The organism is Variovorax boronicumulans (genome assembly GCF_029892485.1).
Lineage (GTDB): Bacteria > Pseudomonadota > Gammaproteobacteria > Burkholderiales > Burkholderiaceae_C > Variovorax > Variovorax boronicumulans_B.
The window spans coordinates 429622-453823 of sequence record NZ_JARXVG010000005.1; the positions used below are offsets into that span (position 1 = coordinate 429622).

At 67.3% G+C, this 24202-nt stretch carries 19 protein-coding genes and 1 pseudogene; 11 read left to right on the forward strand and 9 right to left on the reverse strand.

Annotated features, from left to right (window positions below):
- Positions 1-4 precede the first annotated feature (4 nt).
- From M2282_RS14915 to M2282_RS14935, 5 genes are all read left to right on the forward strand, one after another.
- A complete protein-coding gene (locus M2282_RS14915; protein ID WP_280809553.1) occupies positions 5-1528 on the forward strand; it encodes a sugar ABC transporter ATP-binding protein in 1524 nt (507 codons plus the stop codon).
- A gap of 148 nt (positions 1529-1676) precedes the next feature.
- Positions 1677-2711, forward strand: coding sequence for an ABC transporter permease (locus M2282_RS14920; protein ID WP_280809554.1), 1035 nt, complete (start codon positions 1677-1679; stop codon positions 2709-2711).
- Between the two features lie 61 nt (positions 2712-2772).
- Positions 2773-3807 (forward strand): galactofuranose ABC transporter, permease protein YjfF, encoded by a 1035-nt coding sequence (gene yjfF, locus M2282_RS14925; RefSeq protein ID WP_280809555.1) that lies wholly within the window; start codon positions 2773-2775, stop codon positions 3805-3807.
- A gap of 31 nt (positions 3808-3838) precedes the next feature.
- Positions 3839-5587 (forward strand): IlvD/Edd family dehydratase, encoded by a 1749-nt coding sequence (locus tag M2282_RS14930; protein ID WP_280809556.1) that lies wholly within the window; start codon positions 3839-3841, stop codon positions 5585-5587.
- Positions 5588-5596: 9 nt separating this feature from the next.
- A complete protein-coding gene (locus tag M2282_RS14935; RefSeq protein ID WP_348541736.1) occupies positions 5597-6514 on the forward strand; it encodes a dihydrodipicolinate synthase family protein in 918 nt (305 codons plus the stop codon).
- Positions 6515-6539: 25 nt separating this feature from the next.
- Here the strand turns inward: M2282_RS14935 and M2282_RS14940 are convergent.
- Positions 6540-7439 (reverse strand): annotated as a pseudogene (locus M2282_RS14940) (LysR family transcriptional regulator); the annotation flags it as partial.
- A gap of 118 nt (positions 7440-7557) precedes the next feature.
- Here M2282_RS14940 and M2282_RS14945 point away from each other — a divergent pair.
- Positions 7558-8337, forward strand: a complete 780-nt coding sequence (locus M2282_RS14945) for an SDR family NAD(P)-dependent oxidoreductase (protein WP_280809558.1) — start codon at positions 7558-7560, stop codon at positions 8335-8337.
- A 22-nt stretch (positions 8338-8359) separates the two neighbouring features.
- Here M2282_RS14945 and M2282_RS14950 read toward each other — a convergent pair whose 3' ends face one another.
- The 5 genes from M2282_RS14950 to cphA (M2282_RS14970) form a co-directional block, all read right to left on the reverse strand.
- Positions 8360-8614 carry a hypothetical protein gene (locus M2282_RS14950; protein ID WP_042580210.1) on the reverse strand — a complete coding sequence of 85 codons (255 nt, stop codon included), beginning with the start codon at positions 8612-8614 and terminating at the stop codon, positions 8360-8362.
- Between the two features lie 139 nt (positions 8615-8753).
- Positions 8754-9221 carry a hypothetical protein gene (locus M2282_RS14955; RefSeq protein ID WP_280809559.1) on the reverse strand — a complete coding sequence of 156 codons (468 nt, stop codon included), beginning with the start codon at positions 9219-9221 and terminating at the stop codon, positions 8754-8756.
- Positions 9222-9252: 31 nt separating this feature from the next.
- A complete protein-coding gene (locus tag M2282_RS14960) occupies positions 9253-9663 on the reverse strand; it encodes a hypothetical protein (RefSeq protein WP_280809560.1) in 411 nt (136 codons plus the stop codon).
- 162 nt (positions 9664-9825) lie between these two features.
- Positions 9826-12393 (reverse strand): cyanophycin synthetase, encoded by a 2568-nt coding sequence (gene cphA, locus M2282_RS14965; RefSeq protein ID WP_280809561.1) that lies wholly within the window; start codon positions 12391-12393, stop codon positions 9826-9828.
- Between the two features lie 41 nt (positions 12394-12434).
- A complete protein-coding gene (gene cphA, locus M2282_RS14970; RefSeq protein WP_280809562.1) occupies positions 12435-14672 on the reverse strand; it encodes a cyanophycin synthetase in 2238 nt (745 codons plus the stop codon).
- 139 nt (positions 14673-14811) lie between these two features.
- On the opposite strand from cphA (M2282_RS14970), the gene M2282_RS14975 reads away from it, so the two are divergent.
- Complete coding sequence (locus M2282_RS14975) at positions 14812-17085, forward strand: ABC transporter ATP-binding protein (RefSeq protein ID WP_280809563.1); 2274 nt, start codon at positions 14812-14814, stop codon at positions 17083-17085.
- A complete protein-coding gene (locus M2282_RS14980; protein ID WP_280809564.1) occupies positions 17082-17561 on the forward strand; it encodes a DUF1854 domain-containing protein in 480 nt (159 codons plus the stop codon). The genes M2282_RS14975 and M2282_RS14980 overlap by 4 nt, the downstream gene beginning before the upstream one ends.
- Positions 17562-17570: 9 nt before the next feature.
- On the opposite strand, the gene M2282_RS14985 is transcribed toward M2282_RS14980, so the two are convergent.
- The gene (locus M2282_RS14985; protein ID WP_280809565.1) at positions 17571-18713 is read right to left on the reverse strand and encodes an acyltransferase family protein; all 1143 of its coding nucleotides are present in this window, start codon (positions 18711-18713) and stop codon (positions 17571-17573) included.
- Positions 18714-18800: 87 nt separating this feature from the next.
- Positions 18801-19211 (reverse strand): DUF2177 family protein, encoded by a 411-nt coding sequence (locus M2282_RS14990; protein ID WP_280809566.1) that lies wholly within the window; start codon positions 19209-19211, stop codon positions 18801-18803.
- 77 nt (positions 19212-19288) lie between these two features.
- Here M2282_RS14990 and queC point away from each other — a divergent pair, with 77 nt between their 5' ends.
- Positions 19289-20002 carry a 7-cyano-7-deazaguanine synthase QueC gene (queC, locus tag M2282_RS14995; RefSeq protein ID WP_280809567.1) on the forward strand — a complete coding sequence of 238 codons (714 nt, stop codon included), beginning with the start codon at positions 19289-19291 and terminating at the stop codon, positions 20000-20002.
- Here the strand turns inward: queC and M2282_RS15000 are convergent.
- Positions 19984-21774, reverse strand: a complete 1791-nt coding sequence (locus M2282_RS15000) for an ABC transporter ATP-binding protein/permease (protein WP_280809568.1) — start codon at positions 21772-21774, stop codon at positions 19984-19986. The genes queC and M2282_RS15000 overlap by 19 nt on opposite strands.
- Before the next feature lie 297 nt (positions 21775-22071).
- Between M2282_RS15000 and M2282_RS15005 the strand changes: the two genes are divergently transcribed.
- Both M2282_RS15005 and M2282_RS15010 read left to right on the forward strand, forming a co-directional pair.
- The gene (locus M2282_RS15005) at positions 22072-23106 is read left to right on the forward strand and encodes a putative 2-aminoethylphosphonate ABC transporter substrate-binding protein (RefSeq protein ID WP_280809569.1); all 1035 of its coding nucleotides are present in this window, start codon (positions 22072-22074) and stop codon (positions 23104-23106) included.
- Between the two features lie 22 nt (positions 23107-23128).
- On the forward strand, positions 23129-24202 hold the full coding sequence (locus M2282_RS15010; protein WP_280809570.1) for an ABC transporter ATP-binding protein: 1074 nt from the start codon (positions 23129-23131) through the stop codon (positions 24200-24202).

A 24202-nucleotide genomic window follows, 5' to 3' on the forward strand; every position in this document is an offset into this window, starting at 1 on the left:
CCGCATGACCGAAAGCGCGACCCTTGCCCCGGTGCTGGAACTGCGGGGCATCCACAAGCAGTTCGGCGGCATCTCCGTGCTGAACGACGTGCAACTCAGGCTCTACCCGGGCGAAGTCCATGCGCTCATGGGGCAGAACGGCGCGGGCAAGTCCACGCTGATCAAGGTGCTCACGGGCGTGCTGCCGTCGAGTGGCGGCGAGATGTTCTTCGACGGCCAGGCCATCCGGCCCGGCTCGCCGCTGGAGGCGCAGAAGCTCGGCATCAGCACGGTCTATCAGGAGGTGAACCTGTGCCCGAACCTCTCGGTAGCCGAGAACGTGTTCGCGGGGCGCTATCCGCGCTGCGGTGCGATGCAGGGTTTTCGCATCGACTGGGCGGCGGTGAACCGCCGGGCAGAGGAGCTGCTGGCGCGCATCGGGCTCGATATCGACGTGACGCGCCTGCTGTCCAGCTATTCGGTCGCGGTGCAGCAGATGGTGGCGATCGCGCGGGCGCTCGGCGTGTCGTCGAAGGTGTTGATCCTCGACGAGCCGACATCGAGCCTGGACGACGACGAAGTGGAAAAGCTCTTCGAGGTGCTGCGGCGCCTGCGCGCCGAAGGGCTCGCGATCGTCTTCGTGACCCACTTCCTGAACCAGATGTACGCGGTGTCCGACCGCATCACCGTGCTGCGCAACGGCAACTGGGTGGGCGAATGGAAGGCCGCGGACCTCGGCCCGCAGGCGCTGATCGCCGCGATGCTCGGGCGCGAACTCGCTGCGCAGTCGGCACGGCCCGCGGCGCTGCCCGCGTTCGACGAAGCCGCGCCGGCCTTGCTGCAGACCGAAGGGTTGGGGCAGGCCGGGCAGTTGCAGGCGACCGATCTGCGCGTGCGTGCCGGCGAAGTCGTCGGCATCGCCGGGCTGCTCGGCGCGGGGCGCACCGAGCTTGCGCGTCTGTTGTTCGGGTTGGAATCGCCCGACCGCGGCGTGCTCAAGGTCGATGGCCGCGCCGTCACGTTCTCGAACCCCGCCGATGCGATCCGCGAAGGGCTGGCGCTGTGCCCCGAGGAGCGCAAGACGGACGGCATCGTGGCCGAGCTGTCGGTGCGCGAGAACATCGCGCTCGCTTTGCAGGCGCGCCTGGGCACGCGGAAATTTTTGTCGCACGCCGAGCAGACCGCGATGGCCGAGCGCTTCGTCGCGTCGCTGGGCATCAAGACGGCGAGCGTCGAAACCCCCATCGGCCTGCTCTCGGGCGGCAACCAGCAGAAGGCCATGATCGCGCGCTGGCTCGCGACCGAGCCTCGCCTGTTGATCCTCGATGAGCCCACGCGCGGCATCGACGTGGCGGCCAAGCAGGAAATCATGGAAGAGATATTGCGGCTCGCACGCGCGGGCATGGCGGTGATCTTCATCTCGTCGGAGATGAGCGAGGTGGTGCGCGTGGCGCATCGCATCGTGGTGCTGCGCGACCGGCAGAAGGTGGGCGAACTGCCGGGCGGTTCGACCGAGGACGAGGTTTACGAAATGATTGCCGCAGCATGACGCACAGCGATCTTTCTTTGTGTTTCTCCCTCCCCTCCCGGGGGAGGGCAGGGGTGGGGGCCAGCGGCCTCCACCACCGCGCAACATCCAAGGCCGCGTGCCCCCATCCCAGCCTTCCCCCGGAAGGGGAAGGAGCAAGGCAGAAGACATGAACCGCCTTTCATCCCTCATGAGCCATCGCCTCGCCTGGCCCATCGTCACATTGCTCCTGCTGCTCGCCGTCAACATCGGCTTCAACGCCAGCTTCCTGCATCTCGAATGGCGCGAAGGCCATCTCTACGGCAGCCTGATCGACATCCTGAACCGTGCGGCGCCGCTGGTGCTGGTTTCGCTCGGCATGACGCTGGTGATCGCCACGCGCGGCATCGACATCTCGGTCGGTGCGGTGGTGGCCATTGCCGCGGCTGTCGCGGCCTGGATGATCGGCGGCTCGGTCTCCAGCGACGTGAGCCGGTTCCCGATGTCCCTCGCGATTCTCGCGGCCATCGGCGTGGCGCTGCTCTGCGGCCTGTGGAACGGCCTGCTGGTCGCCAAGGTCGGCATGCAGCCGATCATCGCGACGCTGATCCTCATGGTGGCCGGCCGCGGCATCGCGCAACTCATCGCGGACGGGCAGATCATCACGATCTACTACAAGCCCTACTTCTTCCTGGGCAGCGGCTACCTGCTGGGATTGCCGTTCTCGCTGTTCATCGTGGCAGCGGTGTTCGTGCTGCTGTATCTGGCGATCACGCGCACGGCGCTGGGCCTGTTCATCCAGGCGGTGGGCATCAACCCGACGGCGGCGCGCGTGGCGGGCATCCAGTCGCGGCGGCTCGTCGTCGGCGCGTACGCGTTCTGCGGCGCTTGCGCCGGCGTGGCGGGCCTGCTGATCAGCTCCAACGTGAAGAGCGCGGACGGCAACAACGCCGGCCAACTGCTGGAGCTCGACGCGATCCTTGCGGTCACGCTCGGCGGCACGGCGCTGACCGGTGGGCGATTCAGCCTCATGGGCAGCGTGATCGGTGCGCTGATCATCCAGACGCTGACCTATGCCATCTATTCGCTGGGCGTGCCGCCGGAGATCAACCTGGTGGTGAAGGCGGTGGTGGTGTTCGTGGTGATGCTGCTGCAGTCGCCGGAGTTCAGGACACAGGTTCGGTCGCTGGTGCAGCGGCCGGTGCATGAGGGGAGCAGGGCATGAGCGCCGCGCCGGGCCGCCCCAAGCAAGCTCGCACCGCAGTGCGAAGCACGGAGGTTTTTCAATGAGCGCTGTGATCGAAACGGCCGCAGCACCCTCACCCCAGCCCTCTCCCGCAAGCGGGAGAGGGGGCAAGGCAGGGCTCAATCCGAAGTACCTGCCGCTCACCGCGACCATCTCGCTGTTCGTGCTGATGGCGACGCTGGGCTCGGTGTTCTACGACGGGTTCTTCTCGGCGCAGGTGTTCCTCAACCTGCTGATCGACAACGCCTTCCTCATCGTCGTCGCGGTCGGCATGACCTTCGTGATTCTTTCGGGCGGCATCGACCTGTCGGTGGGCTCGGTGATCGCGCTCACGACGATGGTGTCGGCCTCGCTCGTCGAGAAGCACGGGTGGAGCCCTGCCATCGTGATTCCGCTGGTGCTGGTGATGGGCACGGCCTTCGGCGCGTTCATGGGCCTGCTCATCGAGCGCTTCAGGCTGCAGCCCTTCATCGTCACGCTCGCGGGCATGTTCCTCGCGCGCGGGCTCTGCTACCTCATCAGCATCGACTCGATCAGCATCACCAACGAGTTCTACTCCGAGGTCTCGCAGATCCGCATTCCGATCTGGGGCGAGGCCTCGGTCTCGATCAGCGCGGTGATTGCCATCGGGGTGCTGCTGGCCGCGGTGTTCATTGCGCACTGCACGCCTTTCGGCCGCGCGGTGTACGCCATCGGCGGCAGCGAGCATTCGGCCATGCTGATGGGCCTGCCGGTGCGTCGCACGCTCGTGGGCGTGTACACGCTCTCGGGCTTCTGCTCGGCGCTGGCGGGCGTGATCTTCACCTTCTACATGCTCTCGGGCTACGGCCTGCATGCGCTCGGGCTGGAGCTCGATGCCATTGCGGCGGTGGTGATCGGCGGCACGCTGCTCACCGGCGGCGTGGGCTATGTGGCGGGCACGCTGTTCGGCGTGCTGATGCTCGGGATCATCCAGACGCTCATTTCCTTCGACGGCACGCTGAGCTCGTGGTGGACGCGCATCGTCGTCGGCGCGCTGCTCTTCGTGTTCTGCCTGCTGCAACGCTTCTTCACATCGCGCGCACCCCGGCGCTGACTTTCTCTCTTTTTCTCTCAGGACACCTCGCATGCCGGACACCCCTCCGAAGAAACTGCGCTCGACCGAATGGTTCGGCTCGGCCGACAAGAACGGCTTCATGTACCGCAGCTGGATGAAGAACCAGGGCATTCCGGACCATGAGTTCGATGGCCGGCCGATCGTCGGCATCTGCAACACCTGGTCGGAGCTCACGCCCTGCAACGCGCACTTCCGCAAGATCGCGGAGCATGTGAAGCGCGGCATTTCGGAAGCGGGCGGTTTTCCGGTCGAGTTCCCGGTGTTCTCGAACGGCGAGTCGAACCTGCGGCCCACCGCGATGCTCACGCGCAACCTCGCGAGCATGGACGTGGAAGAAGCGATCCGCGGCAATCCGGTCGATGCGGTGGTGCTGCTCACCGGCTGCGACAAGACCACGCCCGCGCTGCTGATGGGCGCCGCGAGCTGCGACATCCCGGCCATCGTGGTGACCGGCGGGCCAATGCTCAACGGCAAGCTCGACGGCAAGGACATCGGCTCGGGCACAGCCGTGTGGCAGCTGCACGAATCGCTGAAGGCCGGCGAGATCAACCTGCATCAGTTCCTCTCGGCCGAGGGCGGCATGTCGCGCTCGGCGGGCACCTGCAACACCATGGGCACGGCCTCGACCATGGCCTGCATGGCCGAGGCGCTCGGCACCTCGCTGCCGCACAACGCGGCGATTCCGGCGGTCGATGCGCGGCGCTATGTGCTCGCGCAGATGTCGGGCGCGCGCGCGGTGCAGATGGCCAAGGAAGGGCTCACGCTGTCGAAGATTCTCACGCGCGAGGCTTTCGAGAACGCCATCCGCGTGAATGCGGCCATCGGCGGATCGACCAATGCGGTGATTCACCTGAAGGCGATCGCGGGCCGCATCGGCGTCGACCTAGAACTGGAAGACTGGACCCGCATCGGCAGCCACACGCCGACCATCGTGGACCTGATGCCCTCGGGCCGCTTCCTGATGGAAGAGTTCTACTACGCAGGTGGACTGCCCGCCGTGCTGCGCCGCCTCGGCGAGAACGGTTTGCTGCCGCATCCGGAGGCGCTCACCGTCAACGGCCAGTCGATCTGGGACAACGTGCGCGAGGCGCCGAGCCTCAACGACGAGGTGATCCGCCCGCTCGACAACCCGCTGATCGCCGATGGCGGCATCCGCATCCTGCGCGGCAACCTCTCGCCGCGCGGTGCGGTGCTCAAGCCCTCGGCGGCAACGCCCGAACTGCTCAAGCACCGCGGCCGCGCCGTGGTGTTCGAGAACCTGGAGCACTACAAGGAACGCATCGTCGACGAGTCGCTCGACATCGATGCGAGCTGCGTGATGGTGCTGAAGAACTGCGGCCCCAAGGGCTACCCCGGCATGGCCGAGGTCGGCAACATGGGCCTGCCGCCGAAGCTGCTGCGCCAGGGCGTGAAGGACATGGTGCGCATCTCCGATGCACGCATGAGCGGCACAGCCTATGGCACCGTGGTGCTGCACGTCGCGCCCGAAGCCGCGGATGGTGGGCCGCTCGCCGCGGTGCGCGATGGCGACTGGATCGAGCTCGACTGCGATGCGGGGCGCCTGCACCTGGACATCAGCGACGAAGAGCTGGCTGCGCGCCTGGCTTCGCTGTCCGCTTCCGATGCGCAGCCCATGAGCACGCGCGGCGGCGGCTACCAGAAGCTCTACGTCAACCACGTGCTGCAGGCCGACGAGGGCTGCGACTTCGACTTTCTTGTGGGCTGCAGAGGCTCCGCCGTTCCACGCCATTCACACTGACCACACACCATGACCCCCAGATACCGCGGCATCTTCCCGGTGGTGCCGACCACCTTCACCGAACAGGGCGCGCTCGACCTCGAAAGCCAGAAGCGCTGCGTCGATTTCATGATCGATGCGGGCTCCGACGGCCTGTGCATCCTTGCGAATTTCTCGGAGCAGTTCGTGCTGTCCGACGAAGAGCGCGAAGTGCTCACGCGCACGATGCTCGAGCATGTGAAAGGCCGTGTGCCGGTGATCGTGACCACCACGCACTACAGCACCAAGGTGTGCGCCGAACGAAGCCGCCGCGCGCAGGACATGGGCGCCGCGATGCTGATGGTGATGCCGCCTTATCACGGCGCCACCTTCCGCGTGCCCGAGCCGCAGATCTTCGAGTTCTATGCGGGGCTCTCGGATGCGGTGAACATTCCCATCATGATCCAGGACGCACCGGCCAGCGGCACGGTGCTGTCGGCACCGTTCCTTGCGCGCATGGCCAAGGAGATCGAACACGTCGCGTACTTCAAGATCGAGACGGCCGGTGCGGCCGCGAAGCTGCGCGAGCTGATCCGCCTGGGCGGCGATGCCATCGAAGGCCCGTGGGACGGCGAAGAGGCCATCACGCTGCTGCCCGACCTCGATGCAGGCGCGACCGGTTCGATGACCGGCGGCGGCTTTCCGGACGGCATTCGCCCGATCATCGAAGCGCACCGCGCGGGCGACCGCGACAAGGCCTTCGGGCTCTACCAGCAGTGGCTGCCGCTCATCAACTACGAGAACCGGCAGGCGGGTCTCCTGGCCTGCAAGTCGCTCATGAAGGAGGGCGGCGTGATCGCTTGCGAGGCACCGCGGCATCCGCTGCCGCCGATGCACCCCGCGACGCGCGCCGGCCTGATCGAGACGGCGAAGCGGCTCGACCCGCTGGTGCTGCGCTGGGGGAAATAGAGGCCATTGCCAGTTCGCCGTCGTCGGCGAAGTAGGGCGCAAGGATTTCCGCCAGCCAGTCCATCACCGCTGCCACGCGTGGTGCGAGCTGGCGGCGGTTGACGTACACCAGCGACACCGGCAGCGGACGCGCGGTGAACGCCGGCATCACCTGCACGAGCGAGCCGCGCGCAAAGCCCGGCTGCAGGCCCGAGACCGGCGCCTGGATCAGCCCGAGGCCCGCGACCGCCGCGGCGTTGTAGGCATCGGTGCCGTTCACCGTGACGATGGCGCGCACCGGCTGCATCCTGTAGCGGCCTTGGGCCGCGTCGAAGTATTCCCAGCCTGCGTCGTTCGGTGAAAGGGTCTGCGCGAAGTGGACGATGCGGTGCTGTGCGAGGTCGGCCAGGGTCTGCGGCGTGCCATGCGCCTGCAGGTAGGCCGGGCTTGCGGCATTGGCCATCCGCATGAAACCGAGCGGCCGCGCGACGAGTTCGGAGTCGCCCAGCACGCCCACGCGCAGCACGCAGTCGAAGCCCTCGTTCACGAGGTCGACGCGGCGGTCGGTGGTGCTGATGCCGATCTCCAGCGCGGGATGCCGCGCGAGGAATTCGGGCAGGCGCGGAATGACCAGGTCGCGTGCCACGGTGGCCGGCAGGTCGATGCGCAGGCGCCCCGTGAGGCCGCCGATGCTCGCGCGAAACATGGTGGCCAACTGCTCGCCTTCGGCGAGGTAGTCCTTGCAGCGGTCCAGGAAGCGTTCGCCGTCTTCGGTGAGGCGCACGCTCCGCGTGGTGCGCTGGAGCAGCCGCGTGCCCAGGCGCTCTTCCAGTTGCTGCACGGCGACCGAAACGCGTGCGCGCGTCAGGCCCAACTGGTCCGCGGCGCGGCTGAAGCTCGCGAGCTCGGCGACCCTGGAGAAGATGCGCAGTTCGTCGGTGTTCATGGCGATGATTGTTTCCTGATCGGATAACAGTGTGCAACGCCTGGCAGGATTTATCTTGCTGCCGGTAATTCTTAAAGTCCTCCCATCGATCTACCGATCAACCACCGAGGACTTTGAAATGACCGCTTCCAGCAACCCCCATGCATCCCGCATCGCACTCGTCACCGGCGGCAGCCGGGGCCTCGGCCGCAGCGCCGCGCTGGCGCTCGCTGCCGATGGCGTCGATGTGATCCTGACCTATGTGTCGGACGAAGCCAGCGCGCAGGCGGTGGTGTCGGACATCGAGGTCAAGGGCCGCCGCGCCATCGCGCTGCGGCTCGACGTCGGCGACAGCAAGACCTTCGCCGCGTTCGCGGATTCAGTGAAGACGGTTTTGGCCGCCACCTGGCAGCGCGATCGCTTCGACTTCCTGGTGAACAACGCCGGCGTCGGCCTGCATGCGAACTTCGAGGACACGACCGAAGCGCAGCTCGACATGCTCTACAACGTGCACTTCAAGGGCACGTACTTCCTCACGCAGAAGCTGCTGCCGCTGATCGCCGACGGCGGGCGCATCGTGAATGTGTCGTCGGGGCTGACCCGCTTCTCGATCGCCGGCGCCTCGGCCTATGCGGCGATGAAGGGCGGCGTGGAGGTGCTCACGCGCTATCTCGCCAAGGAGCTGGGCGCTCGCGGGATCGCGGTGAACACCATCGCGCCGGGTGCCATCGAAACCGACTTCAGCGGCGGCATGGTGCGCGACAACCCGCAGGTCAACGCCATGATCGCCGGCTTCACCGCGCTGGGACGCGCGGGCAAGCCCGACGACATCGGCGGTGCGATCGCGGGCTTGCTGGGTGAGGGAAATCGCTGGGTGAATGCCCAGCGGATCGAGGTGTCGGGCGGGATGATGGTCTGAGTACGCCCGTGCCCCGGAGGCCCTAGCTCTTCTCGAGTTCGGTGACCTGCAGCGACAGGTCGAACAGCTTGGACTTGCTGGCGTAGTAGCGGTCGAGCCGCCATTCCTTCAGGATGTCCATGGCGAGCTCGAAGCTCTTGTAGTCGAGGCTGTAGAGGGTGACCAGCTCGAAGCTGCGTTCGGACTCGAGGGCCAACACGAGTTGGGCCAGGATCTTGGCCGATTCGTTGGCCGGGTCCGTTTCTATGAATCGGCGAGCGACCTTGATGGCATTCATGGGAAAGAGTTCCTCGGTGGCAGGGGACCGAGAACTATAGCTAGCACACGGCAACCTTTTATGACAGTCGTGTGACAAAGAAGGGCATCGCCCGCAGCCCCGCGCAAAGCGGGGCCGACGGGTAGGCAGGGAGTCACGATCAGCGCATCGGTGCCGGCATCGGCATCGGCATCGGGCGCGGGGCCATCACAGGATCGGGCGCGCGCTCCATCGGCATCGGCGCCGGCATCACCACCGTGGTGACCGATTCGCGGATCACGCCGCCGCCCATCACGCTGCCTTCGACGCTGGCGCTGGTGTTGCCTGCGCCGCCGAGCACGCGGGCTTCGCAATCCCTGCGGTCACCGGGCGACTGCTGCAGGCCGCAGCGTGCGAGCGCATTGGCGCGGTAGTCGGGTGCGCCGGTCAGGCCGCCGCGTGCGGCTTCCTGGCGTGCGGCCCCGGCTTCGCGGATGCAGGCGGCGCGGTCCTGCTGGTTGTGGCCGCAGACCGAGAGCTCCTGTTGGTAGATGCCGCCGCGCGAACCTTGTGCGGAGGCCATGCCGGCGGTGGCCATGCCGCCGACGGCGAGCAGGGCGAGGACGATCGAACGGGTGTTGCTTTTCATGAGGTGCTCCTTGGAGTGATCGGTCTGTAGATCAACGTGCCGGTGCGGGTTGCGCCGGCAGGGGCGTCACCGTTTCGCGGATGACACCGCCGCCCATCACGCTGCCTTCGGTGGTGGTGCGGGCGCCGCCCTTGATGCGGGCTTCGCAGTCGGCCTGGTCGGCCGCGGGTTGCTCGGAACAGCGTGCCAGCGAATTGACCTGGCCTCGTGCCGGGCTCGGCGTGGTGAGACCGGCGCGGCCGGCTTCCTGTTTCGCGGCGCCGGCTTCGCGCAGGCACGCGGCGCGGTCTTGCTGCACGCCGTCGCAGACGGCGCGTTCCTTCTGTGCGCGTGCATCGGTGCCGGGCGCCTGTGCGCTGGCGATCTGTGCGCCGAAGACGATGAAACCGCTGGCGGCAAAGATGGCCGTGGCGGAAAGAAGGGAACGAACTGTTGTTGTCATGCGGGCTCCTGGTTGGGACACGTCCCTCCTCCAGAAGGAAGAGGTCCGCGACCGGAGCCACAGTGTGGTGCCGACCATGCCCAGCGTCGTGTGGGACAGCCCCGTTCACCAGGCGGGCCGGACGCGCCCCCTGTGTGTGGGACACGTCCGTCAACCGGGCTGTCAGCCTGCTGCGATGCGCTGTGCGAGGTGAGCGAGCGCTTCCTCGACCTGGTCCACCAGGATCAGCGACAGGTCGCCCGGCTGCAGGCGGGCCAGCGCCGTGTCGATCGCCACGAACTCGCCACGGATCTCGTCGATGTAGCGCGTGCGCGCCGCGCCCTGCAGGCCCTGGCGCAGCAGCGCCATCACTTCGCCGTCGGCACGGCCCCTTTGCGCCGCGTCTTGATAAAGGATCACGTCGTCGAAGGCTTCGCCGAGGATCGCCGTCTGGTCGCGGATGTCCGAATCGCGCCGGTCGCCCGCGCCGCTGATCACCACCGAGCGCTTGTTGGCCGGCATGGTGTCCACGGCCGAGACCAGCGCGCGCATCGCGTCGGTGTTGTGGCCGTAGTCGGCGATCACGGTGGCGCCGCGGTAGTCCATGACGTTGAAGCGCCCGGGCACGCCGGCCGCATCGTTCATGAAGCTCGCCAGGCCGCTGCGGATGGTGTCCCAGTCCAGGCCCACGGCCCAGGCCGCGGCCACCGAGGCCATCACGTTGTCGACCTGGAAGCCGATGGTGCCGTTGCGCGTGATCGGCACGTCGCGCAGCGGAATGCGTTCGCGCCACGAGCCTTCGGCCGCGACCAGCGTGTCCTGGTCCACGTACACGGTGCGCTTGCCTTGCGCGCGATGCGTGGCCATGACCGGATGCATGCGGTCGGCGGTGAAGAAGATCACATGGCCGGGGCAGCCGGCCGCCATGGCCGCGACGTTCACGTCGGCCGCATTCAGCACTGCATAGCCGTCGGTCGCCACGTTGCGCACGATCACGCGCTTGAGCACCGCGAGGTCTTCGACGGTGGTGATGTAGTTCAGGCCCAGGTGGTCGCCGCTGCCGATGTTGGTGACCACGGCCACCTGGCAGCGGTCGAAGCCGAGGCCTTCGCGCAGCACACCGCCGCGGGCCACTTCGAACACGGCCGCATCGACGTCGGGATGCATCAGCACATTGCGCGCGCTTTTCGGGCCGCTGCAGTCGCCGCTGTCGGTCTGGCGGCCGTCGACGTACACGCCGTCGGTGTTGGTCATGCCGGTGCGCAGGCCGCTGGAGGCGAGCAGGTGGTTGATCAGGCGCGCGGTGGTCGTCTTGCCGTTGGTGCCGGTGACGGCGACCACGGGGATGCGGCCGTCGTCGCCATGGGAGAAGAGGGTGTCCATCACCGCCTCGCCGACTGCGCGGCCGCGGCCGAACGACGGCGAGATGTGCATGCGCAGGCCCGGCGCGGCATTCACTTCGACCACGCCGCCGTGCTGCTCCTCGAGCGGACGCAGCACGTTCTCGCAGACCATGTCCACGCCGCAGATGTGCAGGCCCACCATCTGCGCCGCATCGACTGCGCGCGCGGCCACTTCGGGGTGCACGGTGTCGGTCACGTCGGTGGCGGTGCCGCCGGTCGAGAGGTTCGCGTTGTTGCGCAGCACCACGCGCTGGCCGCGCTCGGGCACGCTGTCGGGCGTGAGGCCCTGCGATTCGAGCCGGCCGATGGCGATGTCGTCCAGGCGGATCTTGGTCAGCGAGGTGGCATGGCCCTCGCCGCGGCGCGGGTCGAGGTTCACTGTGTCCACCAGCTGGCGCACGGTGAGCTGGCCGTCGCCGATCACCTGCGGCGGATCACGCCGCGCGGCGGCCACAAGCCGGTCGCCGACCACCAGCAGGCGGAAGTCGAAGCCCGGTAGGAATTTCTCGACCATCACTTCGCCGTAGACGGCGGCCGAGTCGTAGGCCGAGGTCAGTTGTTCGCGGGTGGTGATGTTGACGGTCACGCCCTTGCCCTGGTTGCCGTCCTGCGGCTTCACCACGACCGGCAGGCCGATTTCCCCGGCGGCGGCCCAACCGTCTTCGGCGCTGGAAACGGGACGCCCCAGCGGCACCGGCACGCCGGCGGCGTTGAGCAGCTGCTTGGTCAGTTCCTTGTCCTGCGCGATGGCTTCGGCCACGCCGCTGGTGCTGTCGACCTCGGCGGCCTGGATGCGGCGCTGCTTGGAACCCCAGCCGAACTGCACCAGGCTGCCGCTGGTGAGGCGCCGGTACGGAATGCCGCGTGCCACGGCCGCATCGACGATGGAGCCGGTGCTCGGGCCGAGGCGCTCGGATTCGTCCAGGTCGCGCAGGTCGGTGATGGCGGCGGTGGCATCGAAGGGCGTGTCGGCCAGCGCGGCGGCAATCAGCTCCTCGGCCAGCGCGATCGCGCGGCGGCCGACGGCTTCCTCGCTGTACTGGAAGGTGACCTGGTAGACGCCTTCTTCCACCGTCTGCGCGGTGTGGCCGAAGTTGACCGCGCAGCCGGCCTGTGCCTGCAGCGCCACGGCGGCGTTCTCCAGCACATGGGCGAGCGCCAGCGGCTGGCCCAGCACCATCGGATGCAGTTCGCCGATGGTGGGGAAGCGGGCCCGCAGGCGGGCTTCGAAACCGGCGAGCTTGCTGATGGCGTTCTCATCGCCTTCGCAGGCCACGACCGCCTCGATGGCTGTGTGGCGGCTCCAGAGATTGGGGCCGCGAAGGGCTCGGATGCGGGTGACTTTCATGGGGCGACGAAGGCTTGCAAACTGGCGAGTGGCACGAGGCCTCAGGCGAATTGAGGTTGAAGGGGCTGCGTTTGCGACAGTTGCAGCGAAGCCAGGGCGGCCTGCAGGTCGGCCTCGAAAGCCTCCACGCCGGCGCCGATCAGGTTCAGCGGAATGCCCATCGCCCAGCCGGCGGCCACGGCGGCCAGCACGCTTTCGAGGCTCACGCCGGCATGGGTGGCGCGCCAGATCGTGAGGCGCCCGAGGCCCGGCAGGAACGATTCGCTGCTGCCGTTGGCCAGCACCACGCGGTCCTGGCGCACGAGCACGGCCTTGCCGCCGGCGCTCTGGTGCGCAGTGAGCGCCGGAGCCTGCGCATCGGCCGAATACAGGATGACGGCGCCATCGCACAGCGGCGCAAGTCCCGCCACGCGCGCATCGGCCGCGTTCAGCACGGCCGTGCCTTCGGACAGCACCACGTCGACCTGCGTGCGCAGCACCTTGACCATCTGGTCGCTCTCGGTGATGTCGTAGTCGGCGAGCGCCTCGGCGCCTTCCAGGTCGGTCACGATGCCGACTTCGCAGCGGTCGTAGGCCAGGCCGTCGCGCAGGATGGTCTCGGCGCCGTTCTCGATCACCACGGCTTCGACGGCGCGGTTCACCAGCAGGCGGTGACCGGCGTCCCAGTTGGCGCTGTTGCGCGCATCGACACGGCGGCGCTCCAGGAACAGGCCGTCGCGGCAGGCCAGGCCCGTGTGGCGGCCGCCCAGGTTGATGAGCCAGGCGACCAGGCGCGCGAGCACTGCGGTGTCCTGCGAGCCGGCCACGCCGACCACGGGAATGCGGCCGGGTGCGTCGTTGGGGAACAGGTGGTCGCAGATCGCGCGGCCCACCGGGCGCGGCGAGCCGACGGCCGGCTTCAGGTGCATCAGCAGGCCCGGGCCGGCGTTGACTTCGACGATCGCGCCGCGCTGCGGGCCCAGCGGCTTGGAGATGTCCAGCGCCACGAGGTCGATGCCCGCGATGTCGAGGCCCACGACGCGCGCGGCCAGCACGGCGGCGTGCGCGACTTCGGGGTGGACCTGGTCGGTGCAGTCGTTGGCCATGTTGCCGTTGCGCTGGATCGTGACCACGCGGCCGGCGGCCGGCACGGCGGCGCCATCGAGTTCCTGGCGCTTGAGTTCGAGCTGCAGCTTGGCGTCGGTGGCCAGCACGATCAGGTCGAGCGGGTATTCCTCTTCGGCGCCGCGACGCGGGTCGCTGTTGAGCTGCTTTTCGATGAGTTCGGCCACGCTGAGCTTGCCGTCGCCGGTCACGGTGATGATCTCGCCGCGTGCGGCCGCCACCACTTCGCCGCCCACCACCAGGAGGCGGTGTTCGTGGCCGCGGATGAAGCGTTCGACCATCACGTCGCTGCCTTCGGGCTCGGCGACAGCGAAGGCGGCCATGACTTCTTCGCGCGTGGTCAGTTCGAGCGACACGCCGCGGCCGTGGTTGGCGTCCGACGGTTTCACGACCACCGGCAGGCCGATGTCTTCGGCGGCTTCCCAGGCCTCTTCGGCATTGGCGACGATCTGGCCTTCGGGCACCGGCACACCGCAGCTCGCGAGCAGGGACTTGGTCAGTTCCTTGTCGCTGGCGATCGATTCGCCGATGGCGCTGGTGTAGTCGGTCTCGGCGGTCCAGATGCGCTGCTGGTTGGCGCCATAACCCAGTTGCACGAGGTTGCCGCTGTTCAGCCGCATGTGCGGGATGCCGCGGTCGGTGGCGGCGGAGACGATGGCGGCGGTGCTCGGGCCGAGGTAGCAGTCCTCGACCTTGGCCTTGACTGCATCGACGGCCTTCTGCACGTCGGCGGCGCTGAACGGGTCGTTGTTGATGGCCGCCATCAGCAGGCGGTGGCCCTCGGCCAGCGCCACCCGGGCCACCTGCTCGTCGCGCGCCCGGAACACCATGCGGTAGACGCCGTGCTCCGAGGTACTGCGGGTTTGCCCGAATCCGGTCGGCATGCCGGCCAGATTCAGCAGTTCGATGACGACGTGCTCCAGCACGTGGCCCGACCAGGTGCCTTCGGTCAGCCGCTGGATGAAGCCGCCGCGCTCGCCCACGCCGCAGTGGTGCTCGATGAGCGCGGGCAGCAGGCCGGTCAGGCGGTCGGTGAAGCCGTCGATCTTGTTGGAGGGGAAGTCTTCCAGTTGGCCCAGGTCGAGCCAGACTTCGAGCACCGGACGGTAGGTCCAGAGGTTGGGACCGCGCAAATAGTTGATGCGCAGCAGGCGGATGTCGTCGAAACGGGTCATGAAAACGTTCGATGTGCTTTGGCCGAGCACCACGGCGCCTTCAAGCGCGCCCATGGCAATCAGTCAGAATCGGCGCCCGACAAAGGACGCCAAGGCGCGGTCCCTGCGGCCCGCGACGGGCAAGAGTCAAAGAAACACAATGCAACATCACGATCCAGTCGGCACCCGGGAGGGCGAAATCGAGGCGGCTTCAGACGCGCTGAAAAACCGTCTCGCTGTCGCGGAAAACGTTCTGGTAACACTGCCGGTTGACCTCGATTACGAACTTCGTTTCGCTTCCGGCCTAGTTGCCCTGACTGACCAGCGCCTGATCGCGCTCGAACCGGGCGGCAAATGGCGTGAGTGGCCACTCACAGAACCCGCCCTCGAACTGCTGCTGGCCGACCATTCGGGCGTAGGCACGCTCGACCTGCTGGGGCCGGACGGCCGTCTGGCGCGCTGGCGTTACACGCTGGGCAATCAGGCCAGCGCCCTGCGCCTGCTCAAGCTGTTCGGCCATCGCGCGGCCGATGTCGCGGAGGCGACAGCGGAGGCCATCGACGCGGAAGAACCGGCCGACACCGAACTCCAGACCCCGCCCTCGACCTGGGTGCTGCTGCGCCTGGGCCGTTTCGCGAAGCCTTACCGCAAGCAGCTTTTCCTCGGGTTTTTCCTGACGCTGCTGTCGACCGCCGCCACGCTGGTGCCGCCCTACCTGACCATTCCGCTGATGGACGACATCCTGATCCCGTTCCAGAACGGCAAGCAGATCGACCCGTCCCGCGTCGTGCTCTACCTGAGCGGCCTCTTGGGCGCGGCGCTGCTGGGCTGGGGGCTGGGCTGGGCACGCACCTACCTGCTGGCGCTGGTGTCCGAGCGCATCGGTGCCGACCTGCGCACCAGCACGTACGAGCACCTGCTGACCCTGCCGCTCGACTATTTCGGCGGTAAGCGCACCGGCGACCTGATGTCGCGCATCGGCTCGGAAACCGACCGCATCAACGTCTTCCTGTCGCTGCACGCGCTGGATTTCGCCAACGACGTGCTGATGATCGTCATGACGGCGGCCATCCTGATCTCGATCAACCCGCTGCTCGCGGTGGTCACGCTGGTGCCGCTGCCCTTCATCGCCTGGATGATCCACGTGGTGCGCGATCGCCTGCGCACCGGCTTCGAGAAGATCGACCGCGTGTGGTCCGAGGTGACCAACGTGCTGGCCGACACCATTCCCGGCATTCGCGTGGTCAAGGCCTTCGCGCAGGAACGCCGCGAAGCCGACCGCTTCCGCACCGCCAACGCCTACAACCTGCAGGTCAACGACAAGCTCAACCGCACCTGGTCGGTGTTCACGCCGACCGTGTCGCTGCTGACCGAAATCGGCCTGCTGGTGGTGTGGGGCTTCGGCATCTGGCAGGTCTCGCGCGGCAGCATCACGGTGGGTGTGCTCACCGCCTTCATCGCCTACATCGGCCGGTTCTACACGCGCATGGATTCGATGAGCCGCATCGTCTCGGTCACGCAGAAGGCGGCTGCCGGCGCCAAGCGCATCTTCGACATCCTCGACCACGTGAGCAACGTGCCCGAGCCGGTGAACCCGGTGAAGGTGGAGCGCGTGCAGGGCCGCATCGAGATGAGCGGCCTCGGCTTCCGCTACGGCTCGCGCGCGGTGATCCACGACCTCGATCTGGTGATCGAGCCCGGCGAGATGATCGGCCTCGTGGGCCACAGCGGCTCGGGCAAGAGCACGCTGGTCAACCTGATCTGCCGCTTCTACGACGTAACCGATGGCGCCATCAAGGTCGACGGCACCGACATCCGCCGCTTTGCCGTGGCCGACTACCGGCGGCACGTGGGGCTGGTGCTGCAGGAGCCGTTCCTCTTCTTCGGCACCATCGCGCAGAACATCGCCTATGGCAAGCCCGACGCCACGCGCGAAGAAGTGGTGGCCGCCGCCCGCGCGGCGCATGCGCACGACTTCATCCTGCGGCTGCCGCATGGCTACGACTCGCTGGTCGGCGAGCGCGGCCAGGGCCTTTCGGGCGGCGAGCGCCAGCGCATCAGCATTGCGCGGGCGTTGCTGATCGACCCGCGCATCCTGATCCTCGACGAGGCCACCTCGGCCGTGGACACCGAGACCGAGAAGGAAATCCAGAAGGCGCTGGACAACCTCGTGCAGGGCCGCACCACCATCGCCATCGCCCACCGGCTGTCGACATTGCGCAAGGCCGACCGGCTCGTGGTCATGGACCGCGGCGAGGTGGTCGAGGTCGGGCCGCACGATGCGCTCATGGCCAAGCAGGGCGCCTATTGGCGGCTCTACCAGGCGCAGCTGCGCCAGGGGGACGACGATGCGAGCGAAGGCGCCGTAGACGAGCGTGCGGGCGCGCAATTGCCACTCATCAGCCACGCAGCACACCCGGCAGGTGACGCATGACCGACAAAAACATCCCCACCTTCGATCTGGCGCGCGATGCCTTCGGCCGCCTCGTGCTGACTGACGCCCAAGGCGAGCGCCATGTGGGCATCACGCCCGTGCGCGCCTTTCCGCTCACGGCGCCCGGCGAGGGCATCTCGCTGGTCGGCGGCGAGGGCCGCGAGCTGGTCTGGATCGACCGCGTCGAGACGCTGCCGCCGCAGAGCCGGGCGCTGCTCGAAGAAGAACTTGCCGTGCGCGACTTCGCGCCCACGCTGCTGAAGCTGCACAAGGTTTCCAGCTTCGGCGTGCCCAGCACCTGGACCGTGAGCACCGACCGCGGCGACACCAGCTTCGTGCTCAAGGCCGAGGAAGACATCCGCCGGCTCGAAGGCGGCGCGCTGCTGATTGCCAGCGCGCACGGCGTGCAGTTCCGAATTCCCGATGCGAAGGCGCTGGACCGGCCTTCGCGCAAGCTGCTCGAGCGCTTCCTCTAGAGCGGGCTTCTAGAGTGGGCTGCGGTTGCCGCCCGGTTGCAGCGCTGCGGCGGCCTCGCACCCTGGCAGCGGCGTCTTCGACAGCGCCGCCTGTTTCACCGCCTTGGCCCAGCGGTGGCCCCAGTCGGTGATCGGCTTCTCGAACCAGCGGTAGAGCTGGTCGGAGAGAAGCAGCGCCACGGCGAACGAAAGAAAGAGCAGCGTGCCGCCCACGATGGTGGAGCCCGGCAGCAGCGCGATCACCGTGTGGGCCGCAACGTACTGCACCAGGTACATCGCATACGAGCGGTGCCCGACGAACGCCAGCGGCTTCGACGCCAGTGTCCGGGCGATCCAGGTGCGGGTGGCGATCAGCGCCGGAATCAGCATCGCGATCAGCAGGCTGTACACCGCAATGGCCGACGCATCGCCGATGCGCCCGGCGATCAGCGGGAAGCGCCGATGCACCAGCAGAAGTGCCAGCACCAGCGCGATGGCCGCGCCGTGGGTCATGAGGCCACGCACCAGGGCGAAGGTGCGGCGCGAATTCATCAGCAGGGCGAGCGCCGAGCCGAACAGCATGCCCACGTAGTTCTGCGGCAGCAGCAGGTCCCAATGGAAGCCGCCGATGCCGATCATCGCCAGTGCCACGAGGCAGAAGCCGACGGTCGCCAGGCCCGAGCGGAGCGTCGTGCCGAACACCACGAGCAGCGTAGGCCAGACGAGGTAGTACTTCCACTCCACGCCCAGTGTCCAGGTCATGTGCAGCGGCGCCACGTTGGCCATCTCGTTGAGCAGCGTGAGGTAGTAGGGCGCGGCCGCCTTCATCTGCTCCCACGTGCCGTTGTGGGCTACATGGCTCAGGCCCAGCACCGCCAGGAACACCAGCAGGTAGAGCGGCAGCAGGCGCGTGGCGCGGCGAATGTAGAAGGCCTTGAGCGACACGCGGCCGGTGCTGTCGCGCTCGCGCAGCAGCAGTGTGGTGATCAGGAAGCCGGAGAGAACAAAGAAGGCGTGGACGCCGAGCCAGCCCGAGAAGCGCGTCCAGCCGATGCCGCCGAAATGGTCGCTGAACACGAGGAAGACGGAGACGGCCCGCAGGCCATCGAGTGCGGTGAAGTTGCGTGTGCCCTGAAAGTCTTCGAAGCTGATCGCGGTGCCGCGTTCGCCCATCTTGTTGTCCCCTGCATCGGTGGTGCAGGATTTTGCCTTAACAAGACGTTACAGACCCCCTGACGAAAGTCATGGTGTGGGGCGGAATCAACGCCCGGCGAACCAGCGCAAAGCCAGGGCGCCGGCCGCCGCGGACACGCCGCTCACCAGCGTGCCCCAGGCGATGTCGATGAACGACAGGGCCAGCGGCCAGTTGCGGATCACCGCCAGGTTGGTCAGGTCGTAGGTGCCGTAGCAGAAGAGCCCGAAGAGCCCGCCCAGCACCGCTGCCCGCGTCACGCTCTGCGCATCGATGCCCGGCAGGATCGCGAAGATCAGGAGCCCGACCGGGTACAGCAGGTAGAACATCGCCGCGAAGGCCAGCCGCGGCTGCGGCGACATCAGGTCGCCCATGGCGTCCTGGTACATGTTCTTGGCGACGACACCGAGCCAGAGCATGTCGATCACCAGCAGCACGATGAAGGTGGCGATCCATGCGACGAGGTGTTTGGTGTTCATCCGCGGGATCGTATCCGCCCGCCCCGGCGGGCCTGCGAAAATCGCGTCTTTGGACTACAACGGCCCCGCTGACGGACATGCCCCTGCACACCACCGCCCTCGTCCTGTTCTCCGGCGGCCAGGACTCGACCACCTGCCTGGCCGATGCGCTCTCGAAATACCAGCGCGTCGAGACGCTGGGTTTCGACTATGGGCAGCGCCACCGCGTCGAACTCGATGTGCGCGGCACCATCCTTGCGCAGATGCGCGAGCGCTTTCCCGACTGGGCGCCGCGCCTGGGCGAAGACCATGTGCTTACGCTCGCGGCGCTGGCCCAGCTCGGCGGCTCCTCGCTCACCGAGGAGGTCGCTTTCGCCATGCAGGCCGACGGCCTGCCCAACACCTTCGTGCCCGGGCGCAACCTGCTGTTTCTCACGCTGGCCGGCGCGCTGGCCTACCGGCGCGGGCTGCAGGTGATCGTCACCGGCGTCTGCGAGACCGACTTCTCGGGCTACCCCGACTGCCGCGACGACACCATGAAGGCGATGCAGCTCGCGCTCTCGCTCGGGCTGGAGCGCCGCCTGGTCATCGAGACGCCGCTCATGTGGATCGACAAGGCCGAAACCTGGCAGATGGCGCATCGCCTCGGCGGCGAGCCGCTGGTCGAGCTCATCGTGGAAGAGACCCACACCTGCTACCTCGGCGACCGTGAGCATCGCCAGGCCTGGGGCTACGGCTGCGGCGAATGCCCCGCCTGCGATTTGCGCAAGAAGGGCTGGGAGCGTTATTCCGGTCAGGCCGCTGCGGGCTGAGCGGCAGACACATTCAACCGGTAGCGCGCGCGGCCGGCAGCCCCTTCTTCCTGGGGCACCAGCGTCCAGCGCTGGTTATGAAAGTCGCCGACCGCGGCGCGGTGCGCGATCGACACCATCGCGCCGCCCGCTGCATGCACCGTGTCCGAGAGCTGCTTGTAGAGCACGCCTTCGGCCTGCGCGTCAAGCGCGCTGGTGATCTCGTCGGCGAAGAGCCATGCCGGTTTTTTCAGCAGCACGCGGGCGATGGCCAGGCGCTGCTGCTCGCCGCCGGAGAGCTTCTGGCTCCATGAGTCGCTGTCGTCGAGGCGACTGGCCAAGTCGGGCAGCAGGGCGTCGGTCAGGGCCTGGCGCAGCTGGTCGTCGGTGAAATCGGCAGCGGGGTTGGGGTAGGTCAGCGCGTCGCGCAGCTTGCCGTCGGGTACGTAGGGGCGCTGCGGCATGAACACCGCATCGTCCGGCACCTTCACATGGCCGCTGGCAAACGGCCAGATGCCCGCAAAGGAGCGGAACAGTGTCGACTTGCCGCTGCCCGAGGGGCCCTGAAGCAGCACACTGTCGCCGGCTTTCACGGCCAGCGTGGCACCGCTGAGCAGCGAGGTGCCGTTGGGCAGCGCCACCGAGAGGTCGTCGCTGCGCAGCTCGGCCGCCTCGGCGCGTTCCAGCGGCATGGCCTGCGCCGCATGGGCGCGCATGGCGTCGTCGAAGGTGGTCAGGCGGTCGGTGGTGGCGCGCCAGACGGCGACCTTGTCGTAGTTGTCCACGAACCAGCTCAGAGAGTCCTGCACCTTGCCGAATGCCGACGAAATCTGCATCAGCTGGCCCAGCTGGATGGCGCCGCTGAAGAAACGAGGCGCGGCCACCACGAAAGGGAAGATCACCGCGGCCTGCCCGAAGAACGAGGTGAAGGTGATCAGGTTCTTCTGCTGCTTGATGAGCAGCAGGTAGTTGCGCAGCACGCTGCCGAAGCGCGTGTCGAGCTGGCCGTGCTCGACCTTCTCGCCCCGGTCCAGCGCGATCGCCTCGCTGTATTCGCGCACCCGCACCAGGTGATGCCGGAAGTCGGCCTCGAAGCGCTGCTGGCGGAAGTTGGTGCCGATCAGCGGGCGGCCGATGAAGTGCGTGATCACCGTGCCCACCACGCAGTAGGCGACCGCCAGCCACACCATGGCGCCCACGATCTGGTAGGTGGTGCCGCCCATCGAGAACTCGAAGCTGCCCGACAGTCCCCAGAGGATGCCGACGAAGCTCACCAGCGTGACCACGGCGTTGAGCAGGCCCATCGACAGCGTCATCGTGTAGTCGGTGAACAGCTGCATGTCTTCCTGGATGCGCTGATCAGGGTTGTCCGGTGTCTGGCCCTCCTTGTTCGCATAGCGCGCGAGTTCCAGGTGATAGAAGGTGCGGTTGGCCATCCAGCGCGTCATGTAGTCGCGCGTCATCCAGGTGCGCCAGCGCAGCTGCAGCAGTTGCGTCACGTAGAACTTGAGCACTTGCAGCAGGATGTTGAAGAAGGCCAGCACGCAGAACACGCGGATCTCGCGCCAGAACACGGTCGCGTCCTTGTTCTGCAGCCCGTCGTAGAAGCGCCCGTACCACTGGTTAAATAGCACCAGCGCGTAGACGTAGGCCAGGTTGAGCGCGACGATCGCCGCGAACATGGTTCGCGCGCGCCACTTCTCCTCGGACCTGAAATAAGGCGCCGCAAGCGCAAAGACGCGCCTCAGTACCTGGGCGAACGTGGCGGCTCGCGCCGTGACGGATGAAGACATGCAGGTTTCCTCGCTGGGCGCTCGTGCGCCGGACATCGTGAGGAACCATAGTAGACAAATGTTTCTTAAACGGACCTGAAACCTGGCCGCAAGGTCGAATTAACTGTTTTGCGCAGCCGAGCCGAGCCGAGCCGAGCCGAGCCGAGCCGAGCCGAGCCGGGCGTCGCGCGCCATGACATTCGCTTGACGCATCTGACAAACCCCTGTCACACGCCGCTGCCAGCATCGCCGCGTTCACGGCTACGCCGTGCGTACTTTCGTCCGCGTACTTCTCAATCATCCCGGGGATTTCCCATCATGCTGCTTCGCTTCATCCGTCGTGCCGCCGTGCCGGCCGCCTTGTTCTCGCTGGCGTTCGCCGCTTCCGCGCAAGGCCGCACCGAACTGCTGGTCTACACCGCGCTCGAAGCCGACCAGGTCCAGGCCTACAAGGCAGCCTTCGAAAAGGAAAACCCGAACATCGAGCTGAAGTTCGTGCGTGACTCGACCGGCATCGTCACCGCCAAGCTGCTGGCCGAAAAGGCCAACCCGCAGGCCGACGTGGTGTGGGGCCTGGCCGCCACCTCGCTGATGCTGCTGGACAAGGAAGGCATGCTCCAGCCCTACGCGCCCAAGGGGCTGGAAGCCATCAAGCCCACCATGCGCGATCCGGCCAATCCGCCCAAGTGGGTCGGCATGGACGTCTGGTCGTCGGCCATCTGCTTCAACACCGCCGAAGCCACGAAGAAGAACCTGCCCAAGCCCACCAGCTGGGCCGACCTCGCCAACCCGGTCTACAAGGGCCAGATCACGATGCCCAACCCGGCCGCCTCGGGCACCGGCTACCTGATGGTGTCGGGCTGGATCCAGATGATGGGTGAAGAAAAAGCGTGGAAGTACATGGACGCGCTGCACCAGAACATCGGCATCTACAGCCAGTCGGGCAGCAAGCCCTGCCGCCAGGCCGGCGCCGGCGAGTTCGCGCTCGGCATGTCCTTCGAATACCGCGCCAACAAGACCAAGCGCGACGGCGCGCCCATCGACATCGTGCTGCCCAAGGAAGGCCTCGGCTGGGACATGGAAGCCACCGGCATCATCAAGACCAGCAAGAAGCAGGACGCCGCCAAGGCCCTGGCCGACTGGGCCGTGACCAAGCAGGCCAACGAGCTCTACGCGAAGAACTTCGCCGTGCTCGCACTGCCGGGCATCCAGGAGAAGCTCGAGTTCGTGCCGGGCGATGTCGAGAAGCTGCTCGCCAAGAACGACTTCACCTGGGCTGCCGCGAACCGCGACCGCATCCTCACCGAATGGTCGAAGCGCTACGAATCCAAGTCGGAAAAGAAGCCCATGTAATCCGGCTTCCGGACAGCAGCACATGACCAGCTTTCTTTCTCTCCGCGGCATCGGCAAATCCTTTGGTGCCACCCGCGTGCTCGACGGCATCGATCTCGATATCGAGCCGGGCGAGTTCGTGTGCCTGCTCGGTCCCTCGGGTTGCGGCAAGACGACGCTGCTGCGCATCGTGTGCGGCATCGAGCGTGCCGACAGCGGGCAGATCCTGCTCGGCGGCCAGGACATCGCGGGCCTGCCGCCCGCGGCGCGCGGCTTCGGCGTGGTGTTCCAGTCGTATGCGCTGTTTCCCAACCTCACGGCGGCGCAGAACATCGCGTATGGCCTGCACCCCACCGGCGCACTGGCGCGCGAGATGGCCAAGCGCTCGCGCGAGATGCTCGACCTCGTCGGCCTCGCCGCGCACGCCGACAAGTACCCGGTGCAGCTCTCGGGCGGTCAGCAGCAGCGCATCGCATTGGCGCGCGCGCTCGCGCCGAACCCGCGCCTGCTGCTGCTCGACGAGCCGCTCTCCGCGCTCGATGCGCAAGTGCGCGCGAGCCTGCGCAGCGAGATCCGCGCGCTGCAGAAGCGCCTGGGCATCGTCACGATCATGGTCACGCACGACCAGGAAGAAGCCCTCTCGATGGCCGACCGCGTGGTGCTGATGCACAACGGCCGCATCGAGCAGGCCGGCACGCCCGACGAGCTGTACCGCCAGCCGCGCACCCGCTTCGTGGCCGGTTTTGTCGGCCGCATGAACATGCTGCCCGCGACCGTGCTGGCCGACGGCAAGGTGCGCGTGCGCGACAGCGAACTGTTCTGCGCGCCCGGCAACCTCAGCGTGGGCTCTCAGGCCACCGTGGGCATCCGCCCCGAACACGTGGTGGTCAAACGCTTCGGCACCGAACTCGGCGCGAACAGTTTTGCGGCGCGCCTGCTCGACACGGAATTCTTCGGCAACCGCACCTCGGCGCGGCTGGCCTGCGAACCGCTTGGCATCGAGATCGAGGCCGAGCTGCCCGCCGATGCGCGCTATGGCGGCGAAGAGCCGCTGGTGCCGAGCAGCATGGTGCACATCCAGTTGCCGCTGAATGCGCTGTCGGTCCTGGCGCATTGA

Excerpts from the sequence above, each read along its gene's own strand:
- M2282_RS14945 (WP_280809558.1), top strand. The coding sequence starts at position 7,558 with ATGACCGCTTCCAGCAACCCCCATGCATCCCGCATCGCACTCGTCACC.
- M2282_RS15010 (WP_280809570.1), top strand. The coding sequence starts at position 23,129 with ATGACCAGCTTTCTTTCTCTCCGCGGCATCGGCAAATCCTTTGGTGCC.
- M2282_RS14950 (WP_042580210.1), bottom strand. The coding sequence starts at position 8,614 with ATGAATGCCATCAAGGTCGCTCGCCGATTCATAGAAACGGACCCGGCC.
- yjfF (WP_280809555.1), top strand. The coding sequence starts at position 2,773 with ATGAGCGCTGTGATCGAAACGGCCGCAGCACCCTCACCCCAGCCCTCT.
- queC (WP_280809567.1), top strand. The coding sequence starts at position 19,289 with ATGCCCCTGCACACCACCGCCCTCGTCCTGTTCTCCGGCGGCCAGGAC.
- M2282_RS14915 (WP_280809553.1), top strand. The coding sequence starts at position 5 with ATGACCGAAAGCGCGACCCTTGCCCCGGTGCTGGAACTGCGGGGCATC.
- M2282_RS15005 (WP_280809569.1), top strand. The coding sequence starts at position 22,072 with ATGCTGCTTCGCTTCATCCGTCGTGCCGCCGTGCCGGCCGCCTTGTTC.
- M2282_RS14985 (WP_280809565.1), bottom strand. The coding sequence starts at position 18,713 with ATGGGCGAACGCGGCACCGCGATCAGCTTCGAAGACTTTCAGGGCACA.
- cphA (WP_280809561.1), bottom strand. The coding sequence starts at position 12,393 with ATGAAAGTCACCCGCATCCGAGCCCTTCGCGGCCCCAATCTCTGGAGC.
- M2282_RS14990 (WP_280809566.1), bottom strand. The coding sequence starts at position 19,211 with ATGAACACCAAACACCTCGTCGCATGGATCGCCACCTTCATCGTGCTG.
- M2282_RS14980 (WP_280809564.1), top strand. The coding sequence starts at position 17,082 with ATGACCGACAAAAACATCCCCACCTTCGATCTGGCGCGCGATGCCTTC.
- M2282_RS14960 (WP_280809560.1), bottom strand. The coding sequence starts at position 9,663 with ATGACAACAACAGTTCGTTCCCTTCTTTCCGCCACGGCCATCTTTGCC.
- M2282_RS14920 (WP_280809554.1), top strand. The coding sequence starts at position 1,677 with ATGAACCGCCTTTCATCCCTCATGAGCCATCGCCTCGCCTGGCCCATC.
- M2282_RS14955 (WP_280809559.1), bottom strand. The coding sequence starts at position 9,221 with ATGAAAAGCAACACCCGTTCGATCGTCCTCGCCCTGCTCGCCGTCGGC.
- M2282_RS14930 (WP_280809556.1), top strand. The coding sequence starts at position 3,839 with ATGCCGGACACCCCTCCGAAGAAACTGCGCTCGACCGAATGGTTCGGC.
- M2282_RS14935 (WP_348541736.1), top strand. The coding sequence starts at position 5,597 with ATGACCCCCAGATACCGCGGCATCTTCCCGGTGGTGCCGACCACCTTC.
- M2282_RS14975 (WP_280809563.1), top strand. The coding sequence starts at position 14,812 with ATGCAACATCACGATCCAGTCGGCACCCGGGAGGGCGAAATCGAGGCG.
- M2282_RS15000 (WP_280809568.1), bottom strand. The coding sequence starts at position 21,774 with ATGTCTTCATCCGTCACGGCGCGAGCCGCCACGTTCGCCCAGGTACTG.
- cphA (WP_280809562.1), bottom strand. The coding sequence starts at position 14,672 with ATGACCCGTTTCGACGACATCCGCCTGCTGCGCATCAACTATTTGCGC.